Source organism: Mangrovicoccus sp. HB161399 (assembly GCF_013184745.1).
Classification (GTDB): domain Bacteria; phylum Pseudomonadota; class Alphaproteobacteria; order Rhodobacterales; family Rhodobacteraceae; genus Mangrovicoccus.
In genome coordinates, this window is the sequence record NZ_JAATVU010000006.1 from 57,985 (window position 1) to 76,950 (window position 18,966).

Sequence of the window (18,966 nt, forward strand, 5' to 3'; positions counted from 1 at the left end):
CCAGCGGCGGACGGCGCTTCCCTGGCAAGGACGGGGCGCAGCCCGGTTTCGGCGGGAACGGAACTTGCGGTCACAGGCCTGCTCCCATCCAGGGGAAGGCCCGCTCGGAGATGCGCTTCAGCACCCAGTCGATGACGAAGGCCAGGAGCGTGATCCAGATCACGTAGGTCAGGATGATGTCCATCGCGAGATAGCGGCGCACCAGGAAGATGCGGTAGCCGAGCCCGACATCCGCCGCCACCGCCTCGGCCGCGATCAGGAAGAGCCAGGCCGAGCCGAGGGAGAGCCGCACGGCGGAGATCAGCCGCGGCAGCACCTGCGGCAGCGCCACGCGCAGCGCGATGACGAAGCTCGATGCTCCCAGCGTCTGCGCCTTGACGATCTGCTCGACCGGAATGTCGAGCACCCGCTGGCTGAGGTCGCGGGTCATGAAGGGGGTGATGCCGATGACGATCAGCACGACCTTCGACACTTCGCCGAGGCCGAAGACGATGAAGAGGATCGGCAGCAGCGCCAGCGGCGGCACCATTGACAGCACGGCGACGAAGCCGGTCAGGCCCTTCCTGGCATAGGGCAGCAGCCCGATCGCCATGCCGATCGACAGGGACAGCAGCGCCGAGATGCCGACGCCGAGGAACAGCCGCCGCAGGCTGGCGAAGGTGTCCTGCCACAGCAGGATGTCGCCCGAGCGCTTGTCGGTCTCGGTGAAGAGCCGCGCGGCGGTCTCGCGGATCGTGTCGAGCGCGGGCAGAAGCTTGTCGGCCGGGTTGGCAGCGAGGCGGATTTCCGAGCCGGCGACGTAGGCGAGGATGATCGCCACGAAGGGCAGGGCGCCGAGCATCAGGCCGACGGGCCGCGACGGGACGCGGTTGATCAGTCGCATGGGGCAGTCCTCCGGAAAGCGGGGGAGGCCCCGGCTGTGCGCCGGGGCGGGGCGGGATCAGAGGGCGCCGTCCGCAGCCATCTGCATGTACGTCGCGTCGAAGCGGAACTTCACGTTCGCGCTGTCGCCGGTGACCGTTCCGCCGGGATATTCCACCCCGACGAAATCCGCCGAGGGCGCGCCGACGCCGAGGATGCCCTTGTCGAAGAGGAACTCCGCGACATTGGCCATCGTCTCGGGCAGGTCCTCCGCCTCGGCCTGGGCGACGGCAGCGGCCGGGTCGTAGAACATCTCGGTCGCGGCGAGCTGCGCCTTGTAGCCCTCCAGATCGGTGCCCGAGGCCTCGGCCATGGCGGTCAGAACGTCCTCGTCGCCCGCCTTCATCAGTCCCATCAGCTCGTACCAGGCCCCGGCCAGCGCCTTGCCGAAATCGGGATTGTCGGCCAGCGTCCCGGTGTTGACCACCATCAGGTCGAGAATCTCGCCGGGGATCTGCGAGCTGTCGAAGACGTTGTTGGCATCGGGGTTGGAGGACAGGATTTCCGAGACCAGCGGGTTCCAGGTCACCACGGCCTGCACCTCGGGCGCGGCATAGGCGGCGATCATGTCGGCATCCGAGGTGTTCACCACGCCGTCGAGGTCGGACTCGGCCAGCCCGACGCTGTCGAGGCCGCGCGCCAGCAGGTAATGCGAGACCGACAGCTCCACCAGGTTCACTGGCTTGCCCACGAGGTCGGCGATCGTGCCCTCGCCCTTCAGGATCACCGCGTCATTGCCGTTGGAATAGTCGCCGATGATCAATGCGGTGGTGTCGACGCCGCCGCCCGCGGGGATTGACAGCGTGTCCATGTTGGTTGCCGAGACCCCGTCGAACTGCCCGGCGGTGTACTGGTTGATCGACTCCACGTAGTCGTTGATCTGCACGATATCGACGGAGATGCCGTATTTCTCCGCCCATTTGTCCATGATGCCCGAGTCGGCGAGATAGCCCCAGGGCATCCAGCCCACATAGATTGACCAGGCGATCTTGAAATCGGTCTTCTCCGCGGCCATGGCCGGTGCGCCGAGGGCGGCGGCAAGGATCGTCGCGGACAGAATCGTCGTCTTCAGCATCTTCCAGCTCCCTGTCGTTCCGCCAATGGTCGTGATGGATCGCGGGCGGAACGAAGAGAAGAAGCGCGGGCGAACCAACGCAGTACTCTCCCGGGATTTTGGCCCGCCGTGTACCTGCGCGGAATTTGCCGCGCTGGCGGCGCTTCTCGGACCAGACATCGAACCCGACCGGAACCCTAAGCACCCTGCACCTCCAGCAAAGCCGCGGCGCTTGCCGCCGGGCAAGGTCCTTGTCCCCGCGACAGCGCTTTCGCTCCCCGCTGCCGCGAATTTGGGCGGGAATGCGCGTGCGGGGCTGCCGGATTGGGCAGGGCGGGGCTGCGGGAAGGGAAATTCCGCCCGGAAAGGCGCCGCCGCGGCGCGCCCTCGGGTCCGGCCGGCCGGGGCGGGCGCCGGCCCGAATCTCCCCGGAGCGGGGTCCGGCGGCGCGCCATCGCCTGCCGGAGACGGCCGGGGCGGGCGATGCGGTTGCCGATGTGTCCGGCGCGCGGTGCGGGCGCCGCGCGGGTCCTGCGGGCGCATGCTTGGCGGCGCCGGGGATGTCCTGCAGATTGCAGGCCGGCCTGCCGCAACCGCGGAAGTGGCAGCGGGCGCGGGGCGCCGCTCCGCCTGCCGGACGCGACTTGGAAACTTCACTTGACCGATGGCGGCGCCGGGCTTCAACTGTGGCTGGAAACGTTGACAAGTGTTGGTGTTCATTTCGGAATTTCGGATGCGGCGGCTCCCTCCGGGCCATGCCGATCCGCTTGGGAGGAGAAATTTCCAATGACCGGTCCAAGACGACTTGCCGCCCGGGCCCTTGCCTGCGCGGCCCTGGCTGCGGGCATCGGCGCAGCCGCTGCGGCGCAGGACGCGCCCCGCCCGAATATCCTGGTGATCTGGGGCGATGACGTGGGGATGTGGAACATCTCCGCCTACCACCGCGGCATGATGGCGGGCGAGACGCCGAACATCGACCGGATCGCCGCCGAGGGCATGCTGTTCATGGATCACTATGCCCAGGCCTCCTGCACGGCCGGGCGCGCGGCCTTCATTACCGGGCAGTACCCGCTGCGCGTCGGCCTTTCGACGGTCGGCCTGCCGGGCGCGCCGCAGGGCCTGTCCACCGAGGATCCGACCCTCGCCGAGATGCTGAAGCCGCTGGGCTACCGCACCGGGCAGTTCGGCAAGAACCATCTGGGCGACAGGGACGAACACCTGCCGACCAACCATGGCTTCGACGAGTTCTTCGGCATCCTCTACCATCTCAATGCCGGCGAATATACCGAACAGCCAGACTATCCCGCCGAGGCGCTGGAAGCCGCGGGAATGGGGCAGCGCGGCATGATCCACAGCTTCGCCACCGCCGATGGCGGGCAGGAGATCGAGGATCTCGGCCCCTTCGGCCAGGATGTCCAGCGCCATATCGACCAGGACGTGCTTGAGGAGAGCAAGCGCTTCATCACCGAGGCGGCGGAGGCGGGCGAGCCGTTCTTCGTCTGGCACAACGCTACGCGGATGCATTACCGCACGAACCTGGACGAGCACTATGACGGCATCACCGGGCTCGGCAACGTCTATGCCGACGGCATGGTGGAGCTGGATGACGACGTGGGCGAGCTCCTGGGCTTGCTCGACGAGCTGGGCATCGCCGACAACACCATGGTCATGTTCTCGACCGACAATGGCGCGGCCTCGAATTCCTGGCCCGACGGCGGCAACCAGCCCTTCCGCGGCGAGAAGGGCGTCGGCGGCTACGAGGGCGGCTTCAAGGTGCCGATGATGGTCAAATGGCCGGGCCTGATCCCCTCGGGCACCACCACGGGCGAGCTGATGACGATGGAGGACTGGATTCCCACGATCATGTCCCAGCTGGGCGAGCCCGAGCTGAAGCAGGAACTGCTGGAAGGCACCGATATCGGCGGCAGGACCTACAAGGTCCATCTCGACGGCTACGACCAGACGCCGATGCTGAAGAAGGAGGGCCCGTCGAACCGCAAGGAGTTCTTCTTCTTCACCGAGACGACCTTCCACGGGCTGCGCTATGGCGAATGGAAGTTCCTGTTCACCAGCCAGGACCGCTGGTTCAACGGCCAGCAGTACGAGATGACCTCGCCGCTGATCACCCGGCTCGACCTCGACCCGTTCGAGCGGTTCCACGAGGCGCGCGGCTTCGACGAATGGCAGGAGAACCGCTCCTGGGCGATCGGCCCGGCGCTGGGACTGGTCAACGAGTTCGTCGCCTCCTTCGAGGCCTTCCCGCCGCGCATCGCGAGCTTCTCGACCTCGGTCGAGGACATGTCGCGGACCATCATGCAGGCCGCTCCCCCGCCGCAGTAGGGCTCCGGCACGCTGCCGATGGGACATTCGAACGCCTCCGGAGCACGCTCCGGAGGCGTTTCCATGCCGTGCTCCGGAACCGCGCGGGGCAGCGGAGAACGCAGCTGCAGCCGCAAGGACAATGGCCGGCAAGGAGATGGCTGGGCAGCGGCAATGGCGGCCCGGATGTTGCGCTGGTCCTCGGGTCGTCGGGGCATGCCCCGGGTCCAACGGCGGCGCGTTCCGTTGCGCGGGCTGTTCGGAATGGCGTCGTTGCGGCATGCCCGCGACGGGCCGCAGGCGCGGCCGTCCGGCGCATCCAGCTCAAGCCAATGCCGCTGTCCACGGCGCCCCGGCCCAAGTGCGGTGGAGAGGCCAGGGGCCCGCCCTGCAACCGCTGGCCCGGCCAGCGCCGAGGCAGAAGGCGCTCCATGCGGTCGGAAAGGGCACCGAGCTTGGCGTCCATGCCTTGCGCGGGCGGGAAGGGACCATTCGTGGGCTGTCGTCCCGCAAGCGGGACGGACCGGGTTCATCAGGTCCGGCAGGCATGTGGTCCCGAGGACCGAATTTTGATCCGCCTCGGTCGGCAAGCCGGAACCGGTCCTCCGGCGCGCGTATCCGGGAGCGGTCAAGAACCGCACAGGCCGACCGAAATCATGCTGCTCCGTCCCTGGCCGCTGAACCCATAAAGGGGATTTCCCATGCCATCGGTCGATGATTCACTTCCTGCGATGGCGGTGGGCATGGCACGTTTCGATCTGACCGATTTCGAAAGCGGGATGATCCAGATCCTCCTGCCCAATAGGCCGCCCAATAAGCCGCGCGGGGTGGCGCGGCTGGATGACCGGCGGGTGCTGAACGGGATCTTCAGGGTGCTCAGGACCGGTTCGCCCTGGCGCGACTTGCCCGAACGCTACGGCCCCCACGCCACCGTCCACAACGTCTGGGCCAAGGCGGGTGTCTGGGTGCAGGTCTTCGAAACCATTTCGGAAAAATCTCCCGACAGCATGCAGTTCGTCGACAGCTCGGCCATCCGCGCCCGCCAGCACGCAGCCGCGGGCAAAATGGGGGCGAGGATCATGCCATTGGCCATTCTCGTGGCGGACTGAGCACCAAGATCAACGCGATGGTCGAGCATCGTGGCCTGCCGGTGGCGATCGCTCTCTCACCGGGGGCAGGCCTCCGGCAGGGCTGCAGTCGGCGATCTCCCGGCAGCCCATGGCGGGCGGGGCCACATCCCCGCGCAGCGTGACCGCAAGGTTCAGCGTTCGGTCGATGCCGCGCTCTATCGACCACGCAATCTCATCGAGCGGTTTTTCAACAAGCTCAAGCATTTCCGAAAGATCGCGACACGACGCGAGAAGACTGCCCGCAATTGCCTCTCCGCCGTCCTCCTCGCACCACCACGCCTCTCGCTCAGGTCTTATGAGTCCGCTTCCTAGCGGCTGCGCTGCCAGTCCCCGGCGGCGGCCACCTGGCTGCGGATGAACTCCACCACTGCCTGCACGCGGTGGATGGCGCGCAGGCTCTCGTGATAGGCCAGCCAGTAGGAGCGGGTGACGGTCATCTCCGGCAACACCCGTGCCAGGCCCGGATCGTCGCCGACGATGAAGTCGTGCAGCACGCCGATCCCGGCGCCGCCGCGCACCGCCTCAAGCTGGCCGAAGGCCGTGGAGATCGCGATGGTCGGGCGGGTCTCGCCGAAGAACTCGGTGACGTAGTCGAGCCCCGGCGCCGAGACCAGGTCCTCGACGTTGCCGACCAGCCGGTGATCCTTCAGGTCGGCGGCCGCCGCGGGTGTCCCGGCGGCGGCGAGATAGCGGTGCGAGGCATAGAGGCCGAGGCTGTAGTCGGTCAGCTTCGCCGCGACGGCGCGGCCGCGTTCGGGGCGGCCGACGAGGATGGCGACGTCCGCCTCGCGCTGAGACAAAGAGAAGGCGCGGGGCACCGGCACCAGCTCAACCCGCAGCTCGGGATGGCGGCGGGCGAGGATGCCGAGGCGCGGGGCGAGGAACTGCACGCCGAACCCGTCCGGCGCGCCGATCCGCACCGTGCCCGAGAGCTTTGCCGCGCGGCCGCGGAACAGCGCCTCGCCTTCCTGCATGGCGGTCTCGGCGCGCTCGATCCGCGCCATCAGCGACTGGCCCTCCTCGGTCAGCGCGCAGCCTTGAGGTCCGCGCACCACCAAAGTGGCCTGGAGGTTGCGCTCCAGATGGGTGAGCCGCCGCGACAGCGTCGCCTGGTTCACTCCCAGCCGCTTCGCCGCCCCCAGAAGCTGTCCTTCCCGCGCCACGGTCAGGAACATCCGCGCGTCTTCCCAGTCCATTCATGCCTCCATTATGCAAATATGCATAACCACTCTCAGATCTTTGCCGTTTCTTTTGCGGTTTTGCAAACGTAAACCGGGCTCAACCTCGACACGAAGGGAGAGAGTTCATGTCCGAGATCGCACACTACATCGACGGCGCAAAGGTCGCCTCCACCTCCGGCCGCAACCAGCCGGTCTTCAACCCGGCCACCGGCGAAGCCGAGAAGACCGTCGCCCTGGCATCGGTCGAAGAAGTCAACGCCGCCGTCGCCTCCGCAAAAGCGGCCTGGCCGGCATGGTCGAAGACCCCGTCGCTGCGCCGTGCGCGCATCCTCGACAAGTTCAAGAACATCCTGTGGGAGCGCGGCGACGAGCTGGCCGCCGCCATCTCCGCCGAGCACGGCAAGACCCATGACGACGCCCTGGGCGAAGTGACCCGCGGTCTCGAAGTCGTGGAATTCGCCATCGGCGTGCCGACCCACCTGAAGGGCGACTTCTCCGAAAACGTCGGCACCGGCGTCGACAGCTACAACATCCGCCAGTCGCTCGGCGTGGTTGCGGGCATCACCCCGTTCAACTTCCCGGCCATGGTGCCGATGTGGATGTTCCCGGTCGCGCTGGCCTGCGGCAACACCTTCATCCTGAAGCCCTCCGAGCGCGACCCGTCCGCCTCGCTGCTGATCGCGGAATGGCTGACCGAGGCAGGCGTTCCGGCAGGCGTCTTCAACGTCGTGCAAGGCGACAAGCTGGCAGTCGACACGCTGCTGGAGCATCCGGATGTCAAGGCGATCTCCTTCGTCGGCTCGACCCCGATCGCGCAGTACATCCACGCCACCGGCTGTGCCAACGGCAAGCGGGTCCAGGCCCTGGGCGGCGCGAAGAACCACGCGATCATCATGCCCGACGCGGATATCGACATGGCGGTAAACGCGCTGATGGGCGCGGCCTTCGGCTCGGCCGGCGAGCGCTGCATGGCGATCTCGGTTGCGGTTCCGGTCACTGACGCCGTCGCCGACGCGATGATCGAGAAGATGATCCCGAAGATCAAGGCGCTGAAGATCGGCCCGGCCACCGACAAGGAATCGGAAATGGGCCCGATCGTCACCCAGGCCTCGATGGAGCGCATCAAGGGCTATGTCGACAGCGCCGAAGCCGAGGGCGCCAAGATCGTCGTCGACGGGCGCGACTTCAAGCAGGACAAGCAGGGCTACGAGAACGGCTTCTATGTCGGCGGCACGCTGATCGACAACGTGACCGACGAGATGAAGGTCTGGAAGGAAGAGATCTTCGGCCCGGTCCTCTCGGTCGTCCGCAAGAACTCCTACCAGGAAGCCGTGGACCTGATCGGCCAGTGCGAATTCGCAAACGGCACCGCGATCTTCACCCGCGACGGCGATACCGCGCGCAACTTCGCGCAGGACATCGAAGTCGGCATGATCGGCGTGAACGTTCCGATCCCGGTTCCGATGGCCTTCCACAGCTTCGGCGGCTGGAAAGCCTCGCTGTTCGGCGACCACTCGATGCACGGCATGGAAGGCATCCGCTTCTACACCCGCATCAAGACCACGACCCAGCGCTGGCCGACCGGCATCCGCACCGATGCCGAGTTCACCATGCCGACGCTCGGCTGATACCCTCTCCTCCCTTCGCCGGCCGCTCCTCCTCCCTTTGCGCCCGGCGGATTACTGGCGCCATCCCTTGCGGATGGCGCCTTTTTTCATGCGCGGCCTATTCGGCCGCCTTGGCGATCCGGTGCCAGCCATCCGCGCCCTGCCGCCAGTCCGAGCGCGCCACCGGGGCGAAGCCGCCCTGCTGCGCCGCCCAGGTCGTGACCGAGAGCATGTCGCCGTCATGGTCGAGCTGGTTGAAGGTGTTCGGCTCGTCATGGCGGAGCCGCGTGGACAGCACGGTCCCCGCCTGCACGAAGAGGAGGTCGGGCACCGCGCGGAACGGCTCGGCCGAGGCCGTGTGCAGGTGGCCCGACAGCACGACATCCGCGCCGCAGGCCGACAGTTCCTCCAGCGTTTCCCGCGCCCCCCGCATCAGCCGCTTCTCCGTTTCGGGCCCGTGCTCCAGCGGGTGGTGCAGCACCGCGATGCGCAGCTTGTCCCCGGAATCCGCCAGCCGCGCCGAAAGCCGCCGCAGCCGCGTCTTGCCGATCCGCCCGCGCTGCCACGAATAGCGGTTCACCGTGTTGACGCCGACCACCACCATTTCGCCGTCGCGGTGCACCGGCTCCAGGTCATTGCAGATATGGCGGCGGTAGCGGCCGAAGGGGCTGGCGAAGCGGACCCAGAGATTGTCGAGCGGCGTGTCGTGATTGCCCGGCACCACCAGCTGCGGCTTCGGCAGGTAGTCTAGGAAGGCGGCGGCGGCCTCGAACTGGCCCTTGCGCGCCCGCTGGGTCAGGTCGCCCGAGACCACCAGCAGATCGGGGGCAAGCCCGTGGATCGTCTCGGCCAGCGGCTGCTCCAGCGCGGGATCGACGCGGCCGTAATGCAGGTCGGAGATATGGACGATGCGTCTCACGCCGGCGCCTCCCTCGGCAGGCGGATGGTCAGCGCCGCGTCCGACATCCGGAATTCGAAGGGCGAGGGGGCCAGCCCCTTCTCGCCGTCATAGGCCAGCAGCGTCTTCTTCTTGGCCGAGACGACGGTCAGGCTGCGGGCCTCGATGAAGTCGTAGTCGCGGCCCTCCTGCGCGGTCTGGGTGCAGAGCCGCAGTGCCGTGCGGAACAGGTCCGCGCGGGTCCTGCCCTTGCCGATCAGCACCGCGAAGGCGTCCTTGCCGATCGCGCCTGCGCCCTCCAGCCCGAAGGTTTCCAGCTGGTAGGCGGAGCGCGACACGAAGAGCAGCGGGGTGCGCGTCTCGAAGCGCTCGCAGTCGGCGTCGATCGTCAGCCGCATCGGCCGCTGGAATTTCAGGAAGGTCCGCAGGAGCGACCAATGCGCCATGATCCGGCGGCGGCCGTAGCGGGCATAGACGCTTTCGCGCTGCTTCAGGACCGCCGGGTAGATGCCGAGCGAGGCGTTGTTGAGGAAGACCGTGCCGTTGACCTGTCCGACCCGGATCGGGTGGGCGCGGGAGTTCAGGATGCCCTGCGCTGCCCCCGCCGGATCCTCGTCCAGCCCCAGTCCGCGGGCGAAATAGTTGAAGGTCCCCAGCGGGAGCACCGCGAAGGCGGCGGGCTTGCCCAGCATCGCGCCCGCCACTGCCATGGCCGTGCCGTCGCCGCCCGCGGCCACCACCGTGTCGGCGCCGTCCTCCAGCGCGCGGCCGACCACCTCGGCGATCGGCTGCTTCTTCTTCGGCGCCCAGTGGTAGAGCGTGGCGCGGTCGCGGCCGAAAACTTCCATCGCGCGGTCGACGGCATCGCGGTCGCGCGAATTGGTGCCGGACTTGCGGTTCATCACCACCGCGATCCGCTGCGGTTCCGCCGCCTCGAGCGGCACGGGGGCTTGCAGGGCCAGGGTCTGGTCGGTCATCGCACGCCTCGCGGGTTGCTGCACGCAGATGAACGCCCGGACATGCGGTTTCGTTTCCCGGTTCCGCGAAAATCAGCGGGGGCCGCCCTGCGCCAATGCCCGGTGCCGGTCATAGATGCGCTGGATGAACAGCCCCGTGGGCCGCTGGCGCAGCCGGACATAGACCTCCTGCATCTCCACCGGACAGCGCGCCTGGTCGGGGAGCATGCCGTGATAGCCCTGCGCCAGAACCATCGGCGCCAGCGAGGCCGCGACGGCGAGGTCGGCAAAGCTCAGCCGTCCGCCCACCAGGTACTCCCGCCCGTCCGACAGAAGCGCGTCAAGCGTGTCGAAGCCCTTCTCGATCTGCTTCAGGGACTCGTCCGCGGCCGACTGGTCGAGCTTCAGCCCCTTGTACATCAGCGTCCGCACCAGCCCGAAGCCCACCAGCAGGAACGCGTGCTCCCACCACGGCACCCCGGTGGTGATCGAGGGCCAGACCACGGATTTCTTCTTCAGGAAGTTCCAGTAGGACCAGTTCACCACCGCCCCTCCGGTCACCCATCGGGCGTCGTGCTGGATCTTGTCGACCTGCTCCCAGAGCCCCGGTTCGCTGGCCTTGTCGGGCATGAGCTTCAGCTCGGGCGGCGCCTCGGCCTCCAGCTTGGCGACCAGCTTCTCGATCGTGCCGGTCTTCTCCTTGTGGTCCGGCGAGACCAGCAGCGGGTAGTCGTCCTTGCCCATGCCCCACCATTTCAGCGCGAGCACGTGGAAGACCGGGGCGTGCGGGCGCTCGGTGTAGGGCCGCTGGTAATGGGCCATCAGCCAGCGGCCCAGGTCGACATCGGTGGAAGGCAGCAGCGTGACGAGAAGCGGGCTGGTCATCGCGCGGCCTCAGACGTCGAATTCGAGGTGGAAATGCTGCGGATGGGGCGTGCCGCCGCCATCCACCTGGCCGTCGGATCCCGGTGCGCGGCGCAGGTTCTTCTGCGCCAGGAGCGGCGTCAGGATCTCGGGGATAACCGCCGCGTTGATCGCCGCGCCGAAGCATTCATGCATGCCGTAGCCCCAGATGATGTAATCCTCCCAGGGGCGGTCGGTGCGGAAGGCGTTCGGGTCGGCGATCTCGTGGCGGTCGAACATCGCCGAGAGCGTCGCGGCAAAGACGATCTGCCCGCGCTTGACCAGGCATTGCCGCGCCGTGCCCTTCGCCACCCAGGCGTCGCGGGTGGCGCGGCGGTAGATCACCGGGTTGTGCGGGTTGAAGCGCAGCGCCTCCCAGATGTGCTGGGCCACGGCGGCATGGTCGCCGCGGACGGCCGCCTGATGGGCGGAGGCCAGCGCCTCGGGCCGGTTCAGCAGCTCGTCCATGGCAAGGCAGCAAGCCTTCGAGATCGTCGGGATCGCGCCGATCAGCAGCCCCAGAAGGTTGTTGCGGATGCCCAGGTCGCTCATCCCCGGCGTGCCCGCGGATTGCAGCGCCAGGCAGCGGTCGAGGATCACGTGGCCCCAGGGCTCTCCAGAGGCCTTGCGTGCCGCGATGGCGCGGTCGAGATAGTCCCGCAGCTCCGCGGCATCCTTCATCGCGCGGGAATCCAGCGCCGGATCGGCGGTCAGATCCTCGAACAGGTACCAGAACAGCGTGGTGGTCCAGCTTTCCATCAGCTCGCGCTGGCCGCCGACGCCGAAGTAGTGCTCCGTCATGTCCCAGGGAATCATCATGCCCAGGTCGACGGGCAGGTCGATGCGCCCGCCAGATTCCGCGACGATCCGGGTGGACAGTTCGCGCGCCCGCGGCGCGACGATGCCGAGGACGTCGGTGCGCTGCGCCGCCAGCCGCATCGCCGAGGTGTCGCGGGTGTAGTCCCAGCCGGGCTGCATGCCGAGAAAGAAGTTCTCGCCGCCCGTCAGCTTGCGCATCCGCGTGCCGTAGACCACCTCGAATTCCTCGTTGCGGTTGAGCACGTCGAGCACGTCGGCACGGCGGGTGACCACCGCCGTGCCGGTATTGCCGTAGCATTTCATCACCACCTTGCCGATGCTCAGGTTGGGCAGGAAGGCCCTGAGCACGCGGAAGATCCGGATCTGGGTCGCGGGCGCGGTCAGGAACGCGCCGAGCCCGGACTTGCCCTCCCTGCCCAGGACGGCGGCGCCCTTGGCCGCAAGCCAGGCCAGCGCGGCCAGCGCCTCGCCGAGGATCATCAGCCACAGGATCAGGGCGCAGAGGATGGCTTTGGCTCTCTGGTACATGGCGCGTCCCCCTCAGGTCGGATCCACGATGCCCATGGCGATCATGCGAAGGCCGGTCATCGAGGGCACGAAGAAATAGTCGCCGCCGCGGCACTCCACGAAGGTCTTCAGCGACGACATGACATAAGGCGGCTTACCGGACGTGGGATCGGAGGCGATCGGGTGCCGCTTGTGGACCTCGTGGTTGCCCAGGAGCGGACAGGTGTTGTTGCCCTCGTTGAAGTCGAGCCCGTACTGGATCCATTGCTGCTGGACGAATTCGAACTGCCGGAACAGGTTGGCGCTCATGATCATCATGATCACGCCCTGTTCGGTCTCGTCGTCGCCGGTGCCCAGCTCGGGCCCGCCATAGGGCAGCCCGCGGCGCAGGATGCGGCGGCGGTTGTTCAGCGCCGAGGTCGCGTTCGGGTTCCCGGGCTGCGCCCCGGTCGCGGGATCGACGCCGGAGGCGTTCATCGGATCGAGAGTGTCGCGGGTGTTGACCCGCCGCATATGCGCGCCGACCGGACATTTCAGCCCGGACATGTCGTCGGCATAGCGGAAATCCGCGGCCTCCTGCGATCCGATGTATTTGAGATTGGCGCGGAATCCCTCCAGCGTGCCGGCCTTGTCGCCGCCCCAGCCGCGGGCCTCCTGGAAGGCGCGCCACTCGCGGTAGGTCGGCACCTTGGACAGCGGCACCCCGTCGGACCAGCGGCCGCACATCTTGGCGAGTATGGTCTCGCGCGCCTCGTCGGCCGGGATCTCCATGATCCCGGCGAAGCGCGCCGCCTCGCCGTCGACCACCTCACGGAAGGTCGAGACGTTCTCGTGCAGCTTGCGGTAGGCCATGAAGGTGCCGTTATGCATGAATTCCGGCGGGGTCGAGGTCGGCGGCAGCTCCTGGCTCTCGTCCGGGTGGCCGAGCAGGAACTCGCCCGTGGCCAGCGGCTGCCATTCGATCTTGCCGCTCGCGCCCTTCACCAGCTTGCCGTTGCCGGTGACCGGCATCGCGTCCGGGTCCGAGCCGTACTGGCCCTCGAAGACCGGGTTGCCGATCCCGTCGGTGAAGCCGAAATGCTCCTTCGGGGTGGGCAGCATCATCCCGCCGACATTCTGGTAGACGGCCGAGGCCGGCTGGTAGGGCTGGTCGCCGTCCTTGCCGTTCTTCGCGATCAGCGTGACGCCGCCGCCGATCGCCTCCGGCAGGCCGATCAGCCAGTCGGTGCGCCGCTCCAGCTCGGGATGCGGGGTCAGCAGGTCGGCGGGCCCGGCGGTCTGGGCGTTGAGCGAGATCCAGATATGGACATCGCCCTTGCCCGCCGCGCCGGGGCGCCGGTTTTCCTGCCAGATCGGATCCCAGTGGCGGCACCAATGGGTTTGCTGCGCCTCCTCCTCGGTCAGGGTCTGGTCGCGGTCGCCCAGGATGAAGGCGCGCGCCTTCATGCCCTCGGCGAAATCCTCGGGCATGCCCTGCAGCGTGCGCACCGGCAGGTCCAGCATCCACAGCCCCATGAAGGTGAAGGCGATGTTGGTGGTGCATTTCGGCTTGGACCCGGCGGTCCAGGGCGTCGCGGTGGTGACGCGGCGGCGCACCTGCTCGACGAATTTGCGGCCCTGCCTGGGCGACTGGATCTGGAAGAAGAAGTAGCGCGCGAAGGGAAAGGAGTAGCGGCCGTAGGCGCGGGGCACGTTGCCCTGGATGTCGGCAAGGTTCAGATCGAGGGTCATGGCGTTTCTTGTCCCTTCATGCCGCCGTCGTTTTCCGGGAATGCGCCCAGGAGATCACCCCCGGGGGCTGGGTCGGCGCGGCATTGTCGCCCGGCGCATGCGTCTCGAGGAACCTGCCGAAGGCGGCATGCAGCTCGTCCGGCGACGCGCCCTGCGTCTCCACCGCGAAATTCGCGAAGGCCTGCTGCAGGTAGAGCGATTTCAGCACCGAGGGCAGGTCGTCGTACTTCGCCGGCGCCAGCGGCTTGTTGCCGTTGGCGATGGTCTGGCGCAGCGCGACGGCGAAGGCGAGCGCGGTCAGCACCAGCGCGGCGACGGCGATCCACAGCAGGCTCATGCCGAAGAGCGAGATCATGCCCAGCAGCCGCAGCACGACCGCCGCCAGCGCCACCACCGCCGGGACCGCCACGATGGCGATCAGCGCCTTGATCGGCAGCAGGTGGAACTCCGGCAGCGTCAGGTAGTAGTCGTGGAACGGCATGGTCGTCTCGACATGGCAGCGCTCCAGATAGGCCGCGAATTGGGGCCCCGAGCCGACTTTGCCCTCGAACTCCATGCAGTTGCCGAAGATCTCGCGGATCTCGGTGCCCATCGTGTCCCACAGGAGCTGGGCATAGGCGGCGCGCACCTTGGCCTGTTCCGCGTCCGACAGCTCGGCCGGCAGAGGCTTTCCGTCCGCGTCGATGGCGTCGATATCGGCAGTGAAGACCAGGTAGCGGCAGTTGAGCCGGTCGACCGGCAGGGGGTTGATCGTGTCGATCCCCTTTATGGTGGAGACCAGCGCGTCCTGTCCGTCGCGGCCGTTGTAGACCACGTCCTCCAGCACGAACATGCGCACGAAATGGTTGCGCAGGTTGCGGGCGAAGGGGCTCATTTCCGCGGCTTCCTCGGTCGCGGGCGACTGTTTCGCCGTGGGCAGCATCGACAGCGCGATCCTCAGCCGCTGTTCGTAGCTGATGACGTGGTTGCCCGCCTCCACCTCTTCGGCCGAAAGCTCCGGCCCGCCCGGCAGGACCGGCACGAGATAGGTCAGGAAAAGATGTCCCGTATCGAGATCCGGCATGGTGTCCTCCCTCCGGTCTGCGCTTCAGGCCGTCGCCGCGCGGCGGATCGCCTCGCGGTTGACGTCGGCCCGCTCGGTCGCGAGGCTGGCCACCGGTCCGAAGCCCGGATCGCCGAGATCGCCCTGGTGCTTCAGGAAGGCCGCCTTCCAGGTCTTGGCGAAGGTTTCCGGATCCTGCGCGGCATGCGCCTTGGCCAGGCCGGCCAGGGTGTCGCGCACCCTGAGCGCCGCCTTGACGTCGCGCTGCGCCGCGCCGGGCGTGGCGTTGTAATAGTAGTCGGTGCCGATCTGGTTGTAGGTGATGTAGTCCTTGAAGGGCGTGACCGGGATCGACAGCGGATATTTCGAGGCGCTGTACCAGAACAGGTTCAGCCCGTTCGGGATGCCGTCGGAAAAGGCGTCGATATACTGGTCCCAGGTGCCGTTGAAATTCGAGCAGAACAGCACGTAGTCATTCTGCAGCGTCTGCGGCCCCTGCCCCAGATCCGGCCACTGGTCGCGTTTCACGATCACCCAGCGGGCGAAATGGATGAGCGACAGTCCGAGAAGGCCCATCAGGTTTTCCGGAAGACCGCGCGAGGCCATGAATATGGCCCGGTTGATCCAGGTCACCCGCGGCTTGCTCGGGGTAACCACGTTCATCGCATAGGCCTTGCCTGCGACGTTCGACATCAGCCTCCTCCCTGTGCTTGTTTTCGCCGCATCTTTGGGGTGTCTCTGATGGACATCGCGGCAGTTTCACGAAGCCACGAAAATGACGCAGCGTCAAAACCTTTCTCAACTTTCCTAATGAGTTAAGTTCAGAAGATCCGGCGCGAAATGCGGGAATGCCGGGATTGACCCATTCATTGTGCCGCGGCGCGACGCTTTCGCCACGCGAAGCAAAAAATGCCGTGTGCTACGGTTCCGCTGCGTGGCCGGATTCGAGCGAGGACCTCCGGCAGATGCGTGCATTAACCATTTGCGGGAGGCCAAACCTTCCGCCGAGGTCATGAAAGAGCAAGAATGCCTAAGAAAGTGCTTGTCATCGGGGGGTGCGGGTTCATCGGGTCTCATATCGTTGACGGCTTGCTGGCAGCGGGGACGGCCGTGCGCGTCCTCGACCGCAGGCCCGAAGCGTTCAGGGAACCGCTCCCCGGCGTGGAGTACATCTTCGGAGATTTCTCCGATCCGTTCCAGCTGCTCGAGTCGCTCGAGGGCGTCGATGCGGTCATGCATTGCGCCAGCACGACGGTCCCATCGACATCCAACATCGATCCGGTGGCGGACATTTCCGGCAACCTGATATCCAGCGTGCGGCTGCTGAAGCTGCTGCGCCAGATGAACATCGGGAAGCTGGTCTACCTTTCTTCCGGCGGCACGGTCTACGGCGTGCCCCAGGCCGATCCGGTCAGCGAGGACCATCCTCAGAACCCGATCAGCTCCTACGGGATCGTGAAGTCGGCGATCGAGAAGTACATCTTCATGGAGCAGGAACTGCACGGCCTGAGCGCCGTCGTGCTGCGCGCATCCAACCCCTACGGCCCGCGCCAGGGCCATACCGGCATCCAGGGGATCATCGGCACCTACCTGTGGAAGCTCGCCCGCGGCGAGGACCTGGAGGTCTGGGGCGACGGCACCGTGGTGCGCGACTTCATCTACGTCAAGGACATGGCGGATATCTGCGTGGCCGCGCTGAATTCCGAAGCCAGCGGCGTGTACAATGCAGGCGCCGGCGAGGGCACCTCGGTCAACGAGATCGTCGAGGCCGTGCGCCATGCCACCGGCCGCGATTTCCAGCCGACCTACAAGGTCGCCCGCGCCTATGACGTGCCGCGGATCGTGCTCGACATCGGCCGCGCGCAGGAGACCTTCGCCTGGTCTCCGAAAGTCTCCCTGGTCGAGGGCGTCGCCGAAAGCTGGAATTGGGTGCAGTCGCAGGTCGCGCCCGCCCATTGACGCTGGGAGGGCGCGCGGCGCCTTCCCCCCGAATGCAGAACGGCCTCCGGATCATCTCCGGAGGCCGTCCGCGTTCCTGCGGTGGCGCGATCCCGTCAGGCCACCGCGCGCAGCGATCCGCCCTTGCCCTCGCCGCCTTCGACATACTCGCCGTGCAGCGCCTTGATCACCGGGGCGAGGTCCTCGCGCTCCAGGATGAACTGGACGTCCACGTTGCGCGGGCCCTGCGCGGCGCCGAGCGCTTCCAGCCCGGCCGCGGCAATCGCCTGCAGCCCGCGGGTCAGCACCGACAGCCCGTTCAGGTCGCGGCCGATCGCGGAGGCCAGCGCCAGCGGACGCACGGAGACGCCGGCATTGGGATAGAGCTTGACCAGGTCGTTCTCCACCCGCTTCATCACCTTCATCGGGGCATCGACGAAATGGGTGATGGTGTTGGCGTTGGTGACCTTGGAGATGATCCGCACGTCGTGGCGCGTCAGCGTCTCCAGGATCGCGGCGTCGTAGCCCTTCACCCCGACCATGTCCTGCTCGAAGACCTCGAGCGACAGGATGTCGAGACCGGTGACGATCTCCACCGCTGCCGTCTCGGCCGGCTGGTCGTCGATCAGCGTGCCCGGATCCTCCGGCTCGAAGGCATTCGTCACGCGCAGCGGGACGCCCGCCTGGCGCAGCGTCTTGGCCGCCTTCGGGTGGATCGCCTCCATCCCCATGTTCGACAGCTGGTCGGCCACGTCGTAGTTGGTCCGCCCGAGCTTGCGCACGGCGTCCTGCCCGACCAGGTTCGGGTCGGCGGAGCTGAGGTGGAATTCCTTGTGGATGATCGCCTCGCGCGCGCCGGTCAGGGCCGCCAGCCGCGAGAAGGTCACCTCGGAATAGCCGCGGTCGAATTCGCGCATCAGCCCTTCGGCGCATTGCGCGTAGCCGGTGACGATCGGCATCTCGGCGGCGGCGTCGATTGCCTCCATAGCGCCCTCGATGCGCTGGTCGAGGCTGAAGCCGCCCTTGTCATGCCAGCCCGACAGGTCGACGAAGCGGGCGTTGACGCCTGCGCGGCGCAGCATCAGCGTGGTGGCGAAGGCAGAATGCGCCTCGCCGATCCCCGAGAGCAGCTCGCGCGTCTGCATCATGTGCTCGGCAAGCGAGAAATGCGCATAGGTGCAGAGCCGCTGCAGGTCGATCAGGCAGTTGCGCGCGCTCTCGATCCGTTCGGAGACGAAGGCGTCGGCCTGCTCGATGTCGCCGGGATGCTCAAGCACGGCGCGGTGCGCCTCGCGCATGGCGGCGGCGACGCGGGTCAGCGCATCATGCCAGCCATGGCCGGTATCCTGGTTGGCGAACTGGGCGTAGACGCCCGGCTCGCCGGATTTCTTGTGCTCGAGCAGCAGGTTGGTGATGCCCCCGAAGGCCGAAACGACGAAGATCCGGCCGTAGAGGTCGCTGCCCTCGCGGCCGCCGATGAACAGCGTGTCGCGGAGCTCGTTGACGCGGGACATGGAGGTCCCGCCGATTTTCTCGACAGTATGGGCCATGGTCAGTCCGCAAGTTCCTCCGCCGGGGCATAGGAGCCATCTTCGCGATGGACTTCCTTGCCGGTCACCGGCGGGTTGAAGCAGCAGGCCATGACCAGCTTCTCTTCTGCCCGCAGGATGTGGCGGTCGTGAAGGTTCAGCGCATACATGACGCCCGGGCGGATCTGGTGGGTCTTCCCTGTGCCCAGATCGGTGATCGAGCCCTTGCCGGCCATGCAGTACACGCTCTCGAAATGGTGCTTGTACTCGAAGGTGTGCTCGGAGCCCGTCTCCAGTTCGGTGATGTGGAAGGAGAAGCCCATTCCGTCATCGGCCAGGAGCATCCGGGTCGAGGTCCACTGCGCATCCGAGACAGCGCGGTCGGTGTTCTTCAGTTCGTTGAAATCACGCACGATCATGATCGGTACTCC

Annotated in this window: 15 protein-coding genes, 1 pseudogene and 1 riboswitch; of the genes and pseudogenes, 4 read left to right on the forward strand and 12 right to left on the reverse strand. The window is 67.1% G+C overall.

The window, feature by feature from the left end:
• Nucleotides 1-70 precede the first annotated feature (70 nt).
• Both HCC78_RS04750 and HCC78_RS04755 read right to left on the reverse strand, forming a co-directional pair.
• Complete coding sequence (locus HCC78_RS04750; protein ID WP_172327597.1) at nt 71-883, reverse strand: ABC transporter permease; 813 nt, start codon at nt 881-883, stop codon at nt 71-73.
• A 57-nt stretch (nt 884-940) separates the two neighbouring features.
• On the reverse strand, nt 941-1,996 hold the full coding sequence (locus HCC78_RS04755; protein ID WP_172327598.1) for a putative urea ABC transporter substrate-binding protein: 1,056 nt from the start codon (nt 1,994-1,996) through the stop codon (nt 941-943).
• 85 nt (nt 1,997-2,081) lie between these two features.
• Nucleotides 2,082-2,187: riboswitch (guanidine-I (ykkC/yxkD leader) on the reverse strand.
• A 574-nt stretch (nt 2,188-2,761) separates the two neighbouring features.
• Here HCC78_RS04755 and HCC78_RS04760 point away from each other — a divergent pair.
• Nucleotides 2,762-4,315, forward strand: coding sequence for a sulfatase-like hydrolase/transferase (locus tag HCC78_RS04760; protein WP_172327599.1), 1,554 nt, complete (start codon nt 2,762-2,764; stop codon nt 4,313-4,315).
• 722 nt (nt 4,316-5,037) lie between these two features.
• Nucleotides 5,038-5,736, forward strand: a pseudogene (locus tag HCC78_RS04765) (IS5 family transposase).
• Here HCC78_RS04765 and HCC78_RS04770 read toward each other — a convergent pair.
• Entirely contained in the window at nt 5,733-6,620 is an 888-nt protein-coding gene (locus HCC78_RS04770; RefSeq protein WP_172327600.1) for a LysR family transcriptional regulator, read from the reverse strand. The pseudogene HCC78_RS04765 and the gene HCC78_RS04770 overlap by 4 nt on opposite strands.
• A gap of 110 nt (nt 6,621-6,730) precedes the next feature.
• Between HCC78_RS04770 and HCC78_RS04775 the strand changes: the two genes are divergently transcribed.
• Nucleotides 6,731-8,233: a CoA-acylating methylmalonate-semialdehyde dehydrogenase gene (locus tag HCC78_RS04775; protein WP_172327601.1), complete on the forward strand. Its 1,503-nt coding sequence runs from the start codon at nt 6,731-6,733 to the stop codon at nt 8,231-8,233.
• Nucleotides 8,234-8,330: 97 nt separating this feature from the next.
• Here HCC78_RS04775 and HCC78_RS04780 read toward each other — a convergent pair whose 3' ends face one another.
• The 7 genes from HCC78_RS04780 to HCC78_RS04810 all read right to left on the reverse strand — a co-directional run bounded on the left by HCC78_RS04780 (nt 8,331) and on the right by HCC78_RS04810 (nt 15,761).
• Entirely contained in the window at nt 8,331-9,131 is an 801-nt protein-coding gene (locus HCC78_RS04780) for a metallophosphoesterase (RefSeq protein WP_172327602.1), read from the reverse strand.
• Nucleotides 9,128-10,087 carry a diacylglycerol kinase family protein gene (locus tag HCC78_RS04785; protein ID WP_172327603.1) on the reverse strand — a complete coding sequence of 320 codons (960 nt, stop codon included), beginning with the start codon at nt 10,085-10,087 and terminating at the stop codon, nt 9,128-9,130. The genes HCC78_RS04780 and HCC78_RS04785 overlap by 4 nt, the downstream gene beginning before the upstream one ends.
• A 72-nt stretch (nt 10,088-10,159) precedes the next feature.
• On the reverse strand, nt 10,160-10,951 hold the full coding sequence (locus tag HCC78_RS04790) for a glutathione S-transferase domain-containing protein (protein ID WP_172327604.1): 792 nt from the start codon (nt 10,949-10,951) through the stop codon (nt 10,160-10,162).
• A gap of 9 nt (nt 10,952-10,960) precedes the next feature.
• Nucleotides 10,961-12,316 carry a cytochrome P450 gene (locus HCC78_RS04795; RefSeq protein ID WP_253949032.1) on the reverse strand — a complete coding sequence of 452 codons (1,356 nt, stop codon included), beginning with the start codon at nt 12,314-12,316 and terminating at the stop codon, nt 10,961-10,963.
• Nucleotides 12,317-12,328: 12 nt separating this feature from the next.
• Nucleotides 12,329-14,026, reverse strand: a complete 1,698-nt coding sequence (locus tag HCC78_RS04800) for a peroxidase (RefSeq protein ID WP_172327605.1) — start codon at nt 14,024-14,026, stop codon at nt 12,329-12,331.
• Nucleotides 14,027-14,042: 16 nt separating this feature from the next.
• Entirely contained in the window at nt 14,043-15,089 is a 1,047-nt protein-coding gene (locus tag HCC78_RS04805) for a hypothetical protein (RefSeq protein ID WP_172327606.1), read from the reverse strand.
• Between the two features lie 24 nt (nt 15,090-15,113).
• Nucleotides 15,114-15,761 (reverse strand): hypothetical protein, encoded by a 648-nt coding sequence (locus HCC78_RS04810; protein WP_172327607.1) that lies wholly within the window; start codon nt 15,759-15,761, stop codon nt 15,114-15,116.
• Nucleotides 15,762-16,094: 333 nt separating this feature from the next.
• Between HCC78_RS04810 and HCC78_RS04815 the strand changes: the two genes are divergently transcribed.
• The gene (locus HCC78_RS04815; protein ID WP_172327608.1) at nt 16,095-17,027 is read left to right on the forward strand and encodes an NAD-dependent epimerase/dehydratase family protein; all 933 of its coding nucleotides are present in this window, start codon (nt 16,095-16,097) and stop codon (nt 17,025-17,027) included.
• 95 nt (nt 17,028-17,122) lie between these two features.
• On the opposite strand, the gene HCC78_RS04820 is transcribed toward HCC78_RS04815, so the two are convergent.
• Nucleotides 17,123-18,556 (reverse strand): aspartate kinase, encoded by a 1,434-nt coding sequence (locus HCC78_RS04820; protein ID WP_172327609.1) that lies wholly within the window; start codon nt 18,554-18,556, stop codon nt 17,123-17,125.
• Between the two features lie 2 nt (nt 18,557-18,558).
• Nucleotides 18,559-18,954, reverse strand: a complete 396-nt coding sequence (locus HCC78_RS04825) for an ectoine synthase (protein ID WP_172327610.1) — start codon at nt 18,952-18,954, stop codon at nt 18,559-18,561.
• Nucleotides 18,955-18,966 lie beyond the last annotated feature (12 nt).